The organism is Nocardiopsis sp. NPDC058631 (assembly GCF_042716955.1).
GTDB lineage: Bacteria > Actinomycetota > Actinomycetes > Streptosporangiales > Streptosporangiaceae > Nocardiopsis.
Map to the genome: position 1 here is coordinate 66351 of NZ_JBHXQY010000018.1, position 12361 is coordinate 78711.

The following is a 12361-nucleotide window of genomic DNA, read 5'->3' on the forward strand; positions in this document are numbered from 1 at the left end:
GTCCCGTCGTACCGAAGGGCGGGGGTCACGGGTCCGGGAGCAGCCCGCGGCGGATCGCCTGGGAGACCGCCGCCGTCCGGTCGCCCACCCCGAGCTTGTCGTACGCCCGCATCAGGTGGGTCTTCACGGTCGTCTGGCTGATGTGCAGGGCGCGGCCGATCGCCGCGTTGGTCATGCCGTCGGCGGCCAGGCGCAGCACCTCCGTCTCACGGGGCGACAGGGTGACCGGGGGCGGCTCGGACCGCTGCCGCATGCCCGTCAGGAGCTTGCCCGCGACCCGGCCGGTGAGCACGGTCTCCCCACGGGCGGCGGCGCGGACCGCGTCGGCGAGGTCCGCGCGCGGGGTGTCCTTGAGCAGGTAACCGGTGGCGCCGGCCTCGACGGCCCGCAGGATGTCGGCGTCGGTGTCGTAGGTCGTGAGCACCAGGACGTGCGCGCCGGGGTACTCGGCCGTGATGCGCGCGGTGGCCGCGACCCCGTCGCCGCCGGGCATCCGCAGGTCCATCAGGACCACGTCGGGGGAGAGCGCGGCGACCAGGGCCACCGCCTCGGGACCGGAGGCAGCCTCCCCGACGACGGTGAGGCCGGTCTCGGCGCTGAGCATGCCGCGGATCCCCTCGCGGACCACCGGGTGGTCGTCGACCAGCAGGACGCGGATCATCGTGTGTGCTCCTCATCGAAACCGTGGGTCGCGGGGGACGGGCGGCCCCGGTGGGGAACGGAGCCCTCCCCCAGGGGGAGGGCCATGCGGACGGTCGTCCCGGCGCCGGGCACGCCCTCCACGTCGAGTGTCCCGCCCACGCTCTCGGCCCGGTGGCCCATGTTGGCGAGCCCGTCGCCGACGGAGACCTCCCCGAGGACGAACCCGCGCCCGTCGTCCGACACGGTCAGTTCGACACACGTGTCCCCGTAGGCCAGGAGTACCTCCACGTTCCGGGCCCCGGCGTGCCTGCGGATGTTGGACAGCGCCTCCTGCGCCGTGCGCAGGAGGCAGATCTTGAGGTCGTTGCTGAGCGGTACCGGGATGCCCTCCGCCCGGGCGCGGGCCGTGATGGCGAGTTCGCCGCCGAGCCGCGCGGTGATCCGGGCCAGGACCGCTTCCAGGTCCTCGCCGTCGAGCGGGACCGGTCGGCGTGCGGCCACCATCGCCCGCGCCTCGGCCAGGTTCTCCGCCGCGGTCTCGCGCATCAGCACCAGGTGGCGGCGCGCCGTTGCCGGATCGGAGTCCATCTCCGACTCCACCGCCTGGGCGAGGGCGACGATGCTGGTGAAGCCCTGGGCCAGGGTGTCGTGCATCTCGCGGGCGAGGCGTTCGCGCTCGGCCATGGCACCGGACTCCTCCGACAGCCGGGCCGCCTCCGAACGGCTCTCGCGAAGGCTCCTGATCAGCTCGGCCCGCTCGTAGCTCTGCTCGACGATCAACTCGAACCACCGGCCGAACCACAGGGCGTAGCCGATGATGGCCCCGTGGACCAGCGAGGTGACCAGGACCCTGTCCCAGTCCTCCGCACCGGTGATGCCCCGCAGCAGAGTCGGCAGCAGCAGTACGGCCGCCACCGTGGGCACGGCCACCCCGGACCCGCAGGTCATGAAGCAGAGGGGCGCGACCGCGATCAGCATGAAGGTCAGGTTCGGGTTGAGGATCACCGCGGGCAGGACGCACAGCAGGAGGAGGGCCGTCAACACCAGGGAGCGGGGCAGGTCCCAGTCGGAGCCGTCGAGGAGGAGCATCCGCTTGCCGAACACGTAGTAGACGACGATGACGCCCGCCGTCAGGGCCGCGGGCAGCCACCGGCCCCCGGAGGAGTCCGTGGCCAGGGCGAGCACGACCATGGCGGCCATCGTCCCGGTGAAGTACACGTCCCACCAGATGCCCAGGTCCCACGCGTGCCGCTGGGCTCCGTCGCCGCCGGGCCACTCCTCCCCGGAGGGCTCCCCGCGCTCGGCCGGGCCGCTGTCCGCCCCCCGGCCGACGATCGGTTCGGCCACGGCGCTCACCCGTCCTTCCGCGTCTTCCACCGGAACGTCACCAGCGTCAGGGCCAAGCCCACCACACACCACGCGCCCAGGGCGAGGGCCACCTGGGGCAGATCCCAGGACCCGCCGGTTTCGAGTGCGGCCATCTCGTCGGGGAAGAACCCCGCCCGCATGCCCTGCGCCATCCACAGGAGGGGGAAGAGCCCCGCCGCGGTCACCACCCAGTCGGGCAGGGCTACGACCGGGACGAAGACCCCCGACGTGAACTGGAGGACGAGGAAGGGCACGACCACCACGCCGGACGCCGCCTGGGCGGACCGCGCCAGCGAACTGACCGCGATCCCGAGAAGGGAACACGAGACGGTGCCGAGGAGGAGGACCCACGCCAGGGTGGTCCAGGAGTCGGCGCCGGTGGGCAGATCCGCGTCGAAACCCAGGGCGGCGACCCCCAGCAGGAGCACCGTCTGCCCCAACGACAGGAAGGCCACCAGCACCGTCTTCCCGATGAAGTACGCGCTCGGCGGCATCGGGGTGCCGCGCAGGCGGCGCAGGCCGCCGAGCTCGCGCTCGCCGGCGATGCTGGTGCCCAACTGCTGGAAGCTCACCGACATGAGGCCCATGGCGATCATGCCCGGCAGGTAGTAGTCGACGGCGGGCATGCCCATGTCGAACATGCCGTCGAAGATCGACGCGAACAGGACCAGGATCAGCGCGGGCAGGCTGAACGTGAAGATCAGGCTCTCCCACTCCCTGCTGAACGCCCGGATCTCCACCCAGCCGCGGGACAGGCCGATCCGCAGGGGGCCGGGCAGCCGCCGGGCCGGCCCGGCGGCGGGGGACCCCGCGGGGGCCGTCGGCACGGTCGCGGGTGTGGTGCCGGTGCTCATGCCGTGCTCCCCTCGGCGGTGTCCGCGCCGTCGTCGTCCCGGATCAGTTCCAGATAGGTCTCCTCCAGGGTGGGCCGGTGCACGCTCAGCTCCGGCACCTCCCCGCCGAAGAGGGCGGCCAGTTCGCCCACGACCCGGGCGGGCTCGTCGGTGACGGCCTCCCGCCGCCGCCCCTCGACGGTCCAGCCCACCGTGGCCCGGGCGGAGGCGCGCCCGCCCAGGGTGGCGGGCCGGCCCAGCGCCCGGACCCTGCCGCGCGCGATCACGCAGACCCGGTCGGCGAGCTCCTCGGCCTCCTCCAGGTAGTGGGTGGTCAGCACGATGGTGGTGCCCCCGTCGGCGAGCTCCCGGATGAGGGACCAGAAGTCCCTCCTGGCCCGGGGGTCGAACCCGGTGGTGGGCTCGTCCAGGAACAGGAGCTCGGGACGGCCGACGATGCCCAGCGCCACGTCCAGGCGGCGCCGCTGTCCGCCGGACAGGGAGGCGGGCATGGCCCTGGCCTTCTCCGACAGTCCGACCCGCTCGACCACCTCGTCGGAGTCGTGGCTCTCGGGGTAGTAGCCCGCGAAGTGCCGGACCAGGTCGCGTACCGGCAGGGCGGGGACCAGGGTCTCCCGCTGCCAGACGATGCCGAGACGGGCCCGCCAGCCGCGCCCCGCAGTGCCCGGGTCCTCGCCGAGGACGAGGGCGGTGCCGCCGTCCCGGCGCCGGAAGCCCTCCAGGATCTCGACGGCGGTGGACTTGCCAGCGCCGTTGGGCCCGAGGAAGGAGAAGACCTCGCTGCGGTGAACGGTCAGGTCGATGCCGGCGACGGCCCGGTCCTCCCCGTACCGCTTGGTGAGTCCGCGTACCTCGATCGCTGTGTCGTTCATGGCACCGACTCTTCCGGGCCGGCGCCGCCGGCGGTATCGGCCGTCGGGGCGTGAGCGGGTCCTCCGACCGGACGACGCCGGCGGTGGTGGTGGCACGACGGAGGCCCCCGGCGGGAGTCGCCGGAGGCCTCGGGGAGCCGGATCGCGTCCGGGCGCCGGGGGACGGCGGCCGGTACGGGGGTCAGAACAGGCGCAGGACGTCAGGTTCCATTCCGCGCAGCGCGTCGTAGTCCAGTACCACGCAGGAGATACCGCGGTCCTCGGCCAGGACGCGGGCCTGCGGTTTGATCTCCTGGGCGGCGAAGACGCCCCGAACGGGGGAGATCTGCGGGTCCCGGTTGAGCAGTTCGAGGTAGCGGGTGAGCTGTTCGACGCCGTCGATGTCGCCCCGGCGCTTCAGCTCGACGGCCACCGTGGCGTTGTCCGCGTCGCGGCACAGGATGTCGACCGGTCCGATCGCCGTCGGGAACTCGCGCCTGATGAGGGTGTAGCCCTCGCCCAGCGTGGTGATGTGCTCGGCCAGCAGCTCCTGGAGATGGGACTCGACGCCGTCCTTCTGCAGACCGGGGTCCTTGCCGAGCTCGTAGGAGGTGTCGTGCATGACCTCCTCGATGGTCAGCACCAGCTTCTCCCCGGACTTGCCGTGCGTGACGGTCCACAGGTCCGGTCCGTCCGCGACGATCTCCTCGCGGAGCTTGCACGGCGGGTTCATCCAGTTCAGCGGTTTGAACGCCCGGTCGTCGGCGTGGATGGACACGCTCCCGTCGGCCTTGATGAGGATCAGCCGAGGAGCCATGGGCAGGTGTGCGGTGAGCCGGCCGACGTAGTCGACGCTGCACCGAGCGATGACGAGGCGCACGAAACGCCACGTTACCGCCTCCTGGGGGCGGGCGGACCCGAACCGCAGGGAGGGCCGGCCCCCGCAGCGGGCGCCGGTCCCGGGGGTTCTGGCGTCCCTGACAGCGCGGGCTGCGGGCGGTCCGGGGCGGAGCTGTGGGGAGCGGTCGGCCGCCTCCGAGCCGCTACGTCCGTGCCCCACGCGCGGGTACCGGTCGGCGGCGCAGAGGCGGCACCCGCGGACCCCCTGGCGGCACCGGGTGCCCGACAGGGGCCTCCGGTGCGCGGTTCACGACGCGGTGCCCTTTAGGCTGGGCCCATGGTGCAGGAATTTGACAAGGTCGGTGTCGTCGGACTCGGCGCGATGGGCGCGGGCATCGCAGAGGTGTTCGCCCGTGCGGGGTTCAACGTCATCGGGGTCGAGATCGACCAGGCCGCCGTCGACCGCGGCCGCAGTCACATGGACAAGTCCCTCTCGCGTGCGGTCAGCAAGGGCAAACTCACCGAGGAGGAACGCGCCGGGATCGACTCCCGCCTGACGTTCACCACCTCGCGGGAGGATCTCGCCGACGCCGACTTCGTCGTCGAGGCCGTCCCCGAGCGGATGGACATCAAGAAGGACGTCTTCGCGGACCTGGACAGGATCTGCCCGCCCGGCACGATCCTGGCCACCAACACGTCGTCGCTGTCGGTCACCGAGATCGCCGCGCTCACCGGGCGGCCCGAGAGGGTCGTCGGTCTGCACTTCTTCAACCCGGCCCCGGTCATGAAGCTGGTCGAGGTGATCACCACGGTCTCCACCAACGAAGAGACCGTCGACCTGGTCACCGAGGTCGCCAAGCGCATCGGCAAGACCCCCGTGGCGGTCGGAGACCGCGCCGGGTTCGTCGCCAACGCGCTGCTCGTGCCCTACATCAACGACGCCGTCCGCCTGTACGAGCGGGGGATCGCCACCCGCGCGGAGATCGACGCCGCCGCGCAGAAGGCCGCGGACCTCCCCATGGGGCCGCTCGCCCTCGCCGACCTGGTGGGTCTGGACGTGTGCCTGGCCGTCATGGACGTGCTGTGGGAGGAGTTCCGGGACCCGCGCTTCGCGGCCTCGCCGCTGCTGCGCCGCATGGTTGCCGCGGGGCACCTGGGCCGCAAGTCCGACCAGGGCTTCCACGCGGGCCGCTCCGAGGAGCCGGAGCCGCAGCCCACCGGTCGCTACGCCGCGATGGTCCGCGACGAGGAGACCCTCGACCTCGGGGAGATCCTGATCGCCCCGCAGATCGACGACGCCCTGCGCATGATCGGCGAAGGCTACGCCTCCGCCAAGGACGTCGACACCGCGATGCGGTTCGGCTGCGGTTACCCGAAGGGCCCGACCGAGCTCCTGGCGGAGCGCGGCGCGGAGTCCGTGGTCACCACCCTGATGGCGATGGGCGAGTACAGCCTGACCACGATCGCGGTGCCCGCCCCGCTGCTGATGGACCAGCTGCCCGATGCCGAGGAGGGGGAGGGCCACGGCGGCGGCTGCGCCTGCCACGGTTGATCCCCACCCGTGCCGGCCGCCGTCGCAGGTGTGACGGCGGCCACTGTTGTTCCTCTCCTACCCTTGACGGTGTGAGCCCGCGACGTAACTCCCCCCGCCGCAAACCCACCCGGGGCAGTGGCCCCTCCGGTGGAGTCCCCGACGAGGACTCCCTCATGCTGCGCGTCACCGGGGGGCAGCGCCGGGAGACCGGCCCGGACGGGGAGTGGGTCACACGGCGCCTCCCCGGCGCGTCCGCGGCCAAGGCCTACCGGTGTCCCGGCTGTGCCCAGGAGATCCCGTCCGGCATGCCCCACGTGGTGGCCTGGCGTCCCTACGGCGACGGCGGCGACCGGCGCCACTGGCACTCCTCCTGCTGGGACCGGCGGTCGCACCGCTCGCCCCGGGCCCCGCGCTACTGAGCCGGGGCGGCAGCCGTGAGCCCCCCACAGCCCTGACGCGGGCCGGCCGGACCCGGGCCGGGCCCCGCCGGGAGCCGCCCCACCCGGAGCCGCCGCGCGGGCCACAGCAACCCACCCAGGACACGAGGAGCCATGGAGATTCGAGCCACCACGGTGCTTCCCGCCGTGCGACGACCCATCACCCTGCACACCGCCGACGGCCTGGAGCTCGTCGGTGAGCTGGCCCTGCCCGAGAACCGGACACCGGTGGCCACACTGGTGTGCCTGCACCCGCTGCCCACCGCCGAGGGAATGATGGACAGCCACGTCCTGCGCAAGGCGTCGTTCCGGCTCCCGGCGCTGGCCGACGTCGCGGTACTGCGGTTCAACACGCGCGGCACGACGTCCCGGCACGGCACCAGCCAGGGCGAGTTCGGCGAGGGCGAGACCGAGCGGCACGACGTGGTGGCCGCCATCGAGTTCACCGAGTTCGAGGGGCTGCCCGAGCCCTGGCTGCTCGGCTGGTCGTTCGGCACCGAGCTGGCGCTCAAGTGGGGCGCCGATCCGCAGGTACGGGGCGCCCTCCTGCTCTCCCCACCGCTGCACCGCGCCGACGAGGCCGACCTGGTGGCGTGGGCCGAGACGGGCAAACCCGTGGTGGCCCTGGTCCCCGGGCAGGACGACTACCTGCGCCCCGACGAGGCGAAGGAGCGGTTCAAGCCGCTCACGCAGGCCGAGGTGGTCGGTGTGGAGGGGGCCAAGCACCTGTGGGTGGGAGAGCCCTACGTGCGCCGGGTGCTCGACGAGATCGTCAGGAGGGTCAACCCGAAGGCCCACCCGCTGCCGACCGAGTGGGACGGGCCCTACGAGAAGGACGTGCAGACCCTCGCGTAGAAAATGAGTCGTACGTCTCCTTCCGGAGGCGGCCTCGATCCCTGAGGACTCACAAGCCCCACTGATCCCAAGCGCTGCTCCGGGCCCGGTGGTCACGCCCGCACGGGCGTACGCGGACAGGGCGCTCACGGGGCCCGCCCCGGCCCGACCGGTTCCGGAACCGGTCACGGCCCCGGACAGCGAAGGACCCGCCTCCCCAGGGGGAGACGGGTCCTTCCGCGTTACTCACCGGCTCCGCCCAGGGCGGAGGGCGGGGGAGCGGCGGTCGCAGGACGACCGGAACGCTACTCCTGCCACCAGTCCTCGTCGTCCGTGCCCTTGCCGGAGTGCACCGGCTGCTTGGCCTCCTCGGCCGGAGCGGGCGCGGGCTCCTGCGGGGCGATCGCGGCGGGGGCCGGAGCGGCGGGAGCGGCCGGGGCCGGTGCCGGGGCGGCACCGCCACCGAGCAGCTGGCGCAGCTGCTGGAGGTGCGACTGGATGCTGTCGCGCTGGCGGTTGAGCTCGTCGACCTCCTTGCGGGCGGCCGTCATGATCCGGTTGGCCTCGGACTTGGCGTCGTTGAGCTGGTGCTCCGACTTCGACTTGGCCTCGGCCTCGATCTGCGAGGCGTTCTTCTTCGCGTTGCCGACCAGCTGCTTGGCGTGGTTCTCGGCGTCGCGGCGGGTCTGCTCCGCCTGCTGGCTCGCCTTGGTGGCGCGCTGCTCGGCGCTGGAGGCCCGCTCCTCCGCCTCGTTGACCATCTTCTGGGTGGCTGCCTGGGCGGCGGCCAGACGCTCGGCGTCCTGGCGCTCGGCCTCCGCGCGACGGTCGGCCAGCTGGAGCTCGAACTGGTCCTCGGTCTCGGTGCGGCGGGCCTCGGACTCGGCGTACGCGCGCTCGGCGTTCTTGCGCAGCTCCTCGGCCTGGCTCTTGGCCGACTGGATGGTCTCGTCGCGCTCGCGCTTGGCGGCGGCACGGGCCTGGGCGCACTCGCGCTCCGTGGTCGTGCGCAGCTTCGCGATCTCGCCCTCGAAGGTGGCGCGCTTCTCCGCGATCTCGTGGTCGACCGCCGAACGCTTCTTCTGGACCTCGCGCTCGGTGGTGGAGGCCAGCTCGTCCGCCTCGCGGCGGGCCGTGGTGCTGATCTCCTCGGCCTCGGACTCGGAGGTCTGCCGCTGCTCGTCGGCCTCGCGCTGGGCGAGCGTGCGGACCTCGGTGGCCTCGGACTCGGCGGCCGCGCGCATCTCGGCGGCCTCGATCTTGGCTGCCGAGCGTATGTCGTTGGCGTCGATCTGCGCGCTCTGGACCAGCTCGTTGGCCTGCTCCTCCGCGAGGCGCAGCAGTTCCTCGATCCGCGAGCCCAGGCCGGAGTAGGAGGGGCGCTCCCGCTCCTGGAGCTGGCGGTTCTTGGAGGAGAGTTCGGCCTTGAACTTCTCGATCTGCTTGCTGTTCTGCTTGACCTCGTTGCGCAGGCCGTCCAGGTAGTCCGTCACCTGGGTGCGGTCATAGCCACGCAGCACCACGTCGAATTCGGGCGGGGTGTTGTCTTCGTCGAAGATGTTGTTGAGCTGGGTGTCAATGTTGTTTGACGGCATGTGGCGGAATCCTGAACGGGTGCGAGACGGCTAACTTGCAAACGGACCGGGGACGACATGAGGGCGGTGGCGCCGTCCCCGGTGGACGGGGCGTGTCCGGAAGGGGGTGTGCGAACCGGGGCGGTCGACCGGCGCTGCGGGCCTGAGGGCCCCTGACCGCCTCCGATGTCGTCCGCGTGCGCCCTGTCATCTCGACACGGCGACACGGTGTGACGGCCGACCCGGCTCGACCACCGGACTGCAAGACATGGACCAACTCCGGAAAACAAATCCGGCAGCTAGCCGACTTTATCAAGCGTGGAACCCCTGGGAAGAGGGTTTCGTGTAACTTCCGGTGGGGTCTAAGGTCAACCATGCCAGTGGAACTCAAGATGTGATGCGTCCGGAACGCCCCTGTGACGTTCTTTCGGAACCGCGTCAAATCAGTGCGGGGTTTGTACCAACTCCGTGAGTACACCACCGTTGTCCTTGGGGTGCAGGAAGACGATCCTCGACCCCGCCGTCCCGGTGCGGGGCCCGGGGCCGAGCACACGCACTCCGCGGCTCCCGATCTCCTCGGAGCTGCGTGCGACGTCGGACGTGCCGAAGGCCACGTGGTGCACCCCCTCGCCGTTGCGCTCCAGGAACTTCGCCACGGGGGAGTCGTCGCGGGTGGGTTCGAGCAGTTGCAGATACGTGGCGCCGCCGTCGTCCGTGCCGTTGATCCGGAGCATGGCCTCACGGACGCCCTGCTCCTCGTTCACCTCCTCGTGCTCCACCTCGAAACCGTAGGTCTCCCGGTAGAACGCGATCGAGGCGTCGAGGTCGCGGCACGCGATCCCCACGTGGTCGAGGCGGGTCAGGCCGGAGAACGGGCTGGCCGGGTCGGGTACGTCGCTCATGGGTGAACCTCCCGAAGTTCGCTGACGGCGGTGTGGGTATCGTTGCAGACCAGGTGCGTCACCCATCACTTGGAGGCCAGTTACGATGCCCGGTTCCGTCATCGTCGGTGGGGCGCGTACCCCCACCGGCAGACTCCTCGGCTCCCTCGCCGGGTTCTCCGCCGCCGACCTCGGGGGCTTCGCCATCAAGGCGGCCCTGGAACGCGCCGGTATCGGCGGCGAACAGGTCGGATACGTGGTCATGGGACAGGTGCTCCAGGCCGGTGCCGGCCAGATCCCGTCCCGCCAGGCCGCGGTCAAGGCCGGCATCCCCATGGACGTGCCGTCGGTGACCATCAACAAGGTCTGCCTCTCCGGCCTCGACGCCATCGCCCTCGCCGACCAGCTCATCAGGGCGGGCGAGTTCGACGTGGTGGTGGCCGGGGGCATGGAGTCCATGACCAACGCGCCGCACCTGCTCCCCAAGTCCCGCAAGGGTTACAAGTACGGGTCGGTCGAGGTCCTGGACGCGACCGCGCACGACGGGCTGACCGACGCCTTCGAGGGCGACTCGATGGGCGCCTCCACGGAGCGGCACAACGCCAAGCTCGGTATCGGGCGCCGGGAGCAGGACGAGTTCTCGGCCCGCTCGCACCAGCGTGCCGCCGCCGCCGCGGAGGCGGGGCGCTTCGACGCCGAGATCGTCCCCGTGGAGATCCCGCAGCGCAAGGGCGACCCGGTCGTCTTCGCCGCGGACGAGGGCGTGCGCCCCGGGACCACGGCGGAGAGCCTGGGCAAGCTGCGCCCGGCCTTCGACGGCGAGGGCACGATCACGGCCGGTTCGTCCTCCCAGATCTCCGACGGCGCCGCCGCGGTGGTCGTGATGAGCCGTGCCAAGGCGGAGGAGCTGGGCGCCCCGGTCCTCGCCGAGATCGGCGCGCACGGGAACGTCGCGGGCCCGGACAACTCGCTGCACTCCCAGCCGTCCAACGCGATCCGGCACGCACTGGCCAAGGCCGGGAGGTCCGTGCGGGACCTGGACCTGATCGAGATCAACGAGGCGTTCGCCGCGGTGGGCCTCCAGTCCACCAAGGACCTGGGCGTCTCCGAGGACATCGTGAACGTGAACGGCGGCGCGATCGCGATCGGGCACCCGATCGGCGCCTCCGGCGCGCGTATCGCCCTCCACCTGGTCCACGAGCTGCGCCGCCGGGGCGGCGGTCTCGGTGCCGCGGCCCTGTGCGGGGGCGGCGGCCAGGGCGACGCCCTGCTGTTCACGGTGCCCGCCGGGTAGGGGTACCGGACGCTGACGGCACCCGGGGCGCCCAGGGCACCCCGGGTGCCGGACGTCCCGCTCTCCCCACGGGGCCCGGCGCGGGCACGGAAACCGGGCGATCCCCGGCCGCCCGCGTGGCGGATCCCGGTGGGGCGGCACCTCCGAACACACTGTTGCGAAGACACACCGCGCCCGGTACAGACCGGAGCGCAGACGCACCTGACAGCGGCGGGGCGGGGGTCACGAGCCCTCGCCCCTTCCTGCTCCCTCCGACACCGAGGAGTCCCATGCACGCCCCCCAGCTGGTCGAACGGGTCCTGGGAGGTGACCGCCGGGCGCTGGCCCGCGCGATCACCCTCGTCGAGAACGGCTCCGAGGAACTGAGCGAGATCATGGCCGGCCTGGCGCCACGCACGGGGAGGGCGAGGGTCGTCGGGTTCACCGGCTCACCCGGGGTGGGCAAGTCCACCACCACGAACGCCGTCGTACGCGCCGTCCGGGCCAGGGGCCTGACCGTGGCCGTGCTGGCGGTCGACCCGTCGTCGCCGTTCACCGGCGGTGCGCTGCTCGGGGACCGGGTGCGGATGCAGGAGCACGCCACCGACCCGGGCGTGTACATCCGCTCCATGGCCAACAGGGGTCACCTGGGGGGCCTGTCCTGGGCTACCCCCCACGCGCTGCGGGTGCTGGACGCCGCCGGGTTCGACGTGATCCTGGTCGAGACGGTGGGCGTGGGGCAGGCCGAGGTGGAGATCGCGGGCCGGGCCGACACGACCGTGGTGCTGTCCGCGCCGGGCATGGGTGACGCGGTGCAGGCGGCGAAGGCGGGCGTGCTGGAGGTCGCCGACGTGTTCGCCGTGAACAAGGCGGACCGGGAGGGGGCCAGGGTGACCCTGCGGGAGCTGCGCCAGATGGTCGCCATGAAAGACCGTGCCGACGACGAGTGGAAGCCGCCGATCGTCATGACCGTCGCGGCGAAGGACGAGGGCGTCGCCGAGCTGTGGGAGCGCGTCGAGGAGCACTTCGCCCATCTGGAGGCGAGCGGGCAGCTGGCCGGAAGGCGCCGCGCCCGCGCGAGGGACGAGGTCCAGGCGATCGTGCTGGAGCGGCTGCGCGCCCGTCTGGGCGGCGTCGGCGACGAGACGGGCCTGGACGCGCTCGCCCGGGAGGTCGCTGAGGGACGGAGCGATCCCTACGCCGCCGCCGAACTGCTGTTGAAGGAGCTCGGGGCGTAGGGGCGGGCCCGCCCCCCCCCCCCCCCGGCGGGAGG

The 12361-nt window shown here is 72.3% G+C and carries 12 protein-coding genes; 5 read left to right on the forward strand and 7 right to left on the reverse strand.

Annotation, left to right across the window (positions count from 1 at the left end; translation table 11 throughout):
* Window positions 1-25: 25 nt before the first annotated feature.
* The 5 genes from ACFWTE_RS09130 to nucS form a co-directional block, all read right to left on the reverse strand.
* Window positions 26-661, reverse strand: coding sequence for a response regulator (locus tag ACFWTE_RS09130; protein ID WP_378778784.1), 636 nt, complete (start codon window positions 659-661; stop codon window positions 26-28).
* Window positions 658-1989, reverse strand: coding sequence for a sensor histidine kinase (locus ACFWTE_RS09135; protein ID WP_378778785.1), 1332 nt, complete (start codon window positions 1987-1989; stop codon window positions 658-660). Before ACFWTE_RS09135 ends, ACFWTE_RS09130 begins: the two co-directional genes overlap by 4 nt.
* A gap of 5 nt (window positions 1990-1994) precedes the next feature.
* A complete protein-coding gene (locus ACFWTE_RS09140; RefSeq protein ID WP_378778786.1) occupies window positions 1995-2864 on the reverse strand; it encodes an ABC transporter permease in 870 nt (289 codons plus the stop codon).
* Window positions 2861-3736, reverse strand: a complete 876-nt coding sequence (locus ACFWTE_RS09145; RefSeq protein ID WP_378778787.1) for an ABC transporter ATP-binding protein — start codon at window positions 3734-3736, stop codon at window positions 2861-2863. The genes ACFWTE_RS09140 and ACFWTE_RS09145 overlap by 4 nt, the downstream gene beginning before the upstream one ends.
* 181 nt (window positions 3737-3917) lie before the next feature.
* The gene (gene nucS, locus ACFWTE_RS09150) at window positions 3918-4595 is read right to left on the reverse strand and encodes an endonuclease NucS (RefSeq protein ID WP_378778788.1); all 678 of its coding nucleotides are present in this window, start codon (window positions 4593-4595) and stop codon (window positions 3918-3920) included.
* Window positions 4596-4892: 297 nt separating this feature from the next.
* Here nucS and ACFWTE_RS09155 point away from each other — a divergent pair, with 297 nt between their 5' ends.
* From ACFWTE_RS09155 to ACFWTE_RS09165, 3 genes are all read left to right on the forward strand, one after another.
* Entirely contained in the window at window positions 4893-6107 is a 1215-nt protein-coding gene (locus tag ACFWTE_RS09155) for a 3-hydroxybutyryl-CoA dehydrogenase (RefSeq protein ID WP_378778789.1), read from the forward strand.
* A 71-nt stretch (window positions 6108-6178) separates the two neighbouring features.
* Window positions 6179-6508: an ATP/GTP-binding protein gene (locus ACFWTE_RS09160; protein ID WP_378778790.1), complete on the forward strand. Its 330-nt coding sequence runs from the start codon at window positions 6179-6181 to the stop codon at window positions 6506-6508.
* A 132-nt stretch (window positions 6509-6640) separates the two neighbouring features.
* Window positions 6641-7381, forward strand: a complete 741-nt coding sequence (locus tag ACFWTE_RS09165) for an alpha/beta hydrolase (RefSeq protein ID WP_378778791.1) — start codon at window positions 6641-6643, stop codon at window positions 7379-7381.
* A gap of 284 nt (window positions 7382-7665) precedes the next feature.
* Here ACFWTE_RS09165 and ACFWTE_RS09170 read toward each other — a convergent pair whose 3' ends face one another.
* Both ACFWTE_RS09170 and mce read right to left on the reverse strand, forming a co-directional pair.
* Window positions 7666-8955, reverse strand: coding sequence for a DivIVA domain-containing protein (locus ACFWTE_RS09170; protein ID WP_378778792.1), 1290 nt, complete (start codon window positions 8953-8955; stop codon window positions 7666-7668).
* 422 nt (window positions 8956-9377) lie between these two features.
* On the reverse strand, window positions 9378-9836 hold the full coding sequence (gene mce / locus ACFWTE_RS09175; RefSeq protein WP_378778793.1) for a methylmalonyl-CoA epimerase: 459 nt from the start codon (window positions 9834-9836) through the stop codon (window positions 9378-9380).
* An 85-nt stretch (window positions 9837-9921) separates the two neighbouring features.
* On the opposite strand from mce, the gene ACFWTE_RS09180 reads away from it, so the two are divergent.
* Window positions 9922-11109: an acetyl-CoA C-acetyltransferase gene (locus ACFWTE_RS09180; protein ID WP_378778794.1), complete on the forward strand. Its 1188-nt coding sequence runs from the start codon at window positions 9922-9924 to the stop codon at window positions 11107-11109.
* A gap of 269 nt (window positions 11110-11378) precedes the next feature.
* Complete coding sequence (meaB, locus tag ACFWTE_RS09185; protein WP_378778795.1) at window positions 11379-12326, forward strand: methylmalonyl Co-A mutase-associated GTPase MeaB; 948 nt, start codon at window positions 11379-11381, stop codon at window positions 12324-12326.
* The last annotated feature ends 35 nt before the right edge of the window (window positions 12327-12361 follow it).